Annotated in this window: 1 protein-coding gene; it reads right to left on the bottom strand. The window is 51.2% G+C overall.

Annotation, left to right across the window (positions count from 1 at the left end; all coding sequences use genetic code 11):
* On the bottom strand, nt 1–400 hold a 400-nt coding region (locus VT06_RS17475; protein ID WP_046555611.1), incomplete at both ends, for an FAD-binding protein.

Below are 400 nucleotides of genomic sequence, written 5' to 3'. Positions count from 1 at the left end.
CACTGCTGGGCGAATCGGAATAAGCTGCGTGGCTGGATCTACGTTTACATACGATTGCGCGAGCTCACAAATAAAGGGTAACCGCTCCTGCAAATAGGCTTTGCCCAAATGCCGTAAATCCAGATATACCACATCAGAATCGCCATGTTTACCAGTGCGGCCAGCCTGCTGCTCATGCCAAAAAGCTTGTGAAAGCTTATCGCGTGGCCCCAGTTCCATGTGCTTATTCTCTGGCTTACCCAGAGGCGTTTCCGGGCCTAAACCATAATCTTGCAGGTATCTATACCCCGCTTTATTTACCAAAACACCACCTTCACCGCGGCTCGCTTCGGTAATCAGAATGCCGCTGCCCGGCAAACCAGTAGGGTGATACTGCACAAATTCCATATCGCGTAGCGGC

It is taken from the genome of Arsukibacterium sp. MJ3 (assembly GCF_000987765.1).
GTDB lineage: Bacteria > Pseudomonadota > Gammaproteobacteria > Enterobacterales > Alteromonadaceae > Alishewanella.
Note: the sequence above shows the minus strand (reverse complement) of the source record. Positions and strands in the feature narration are given on the sequence as shown.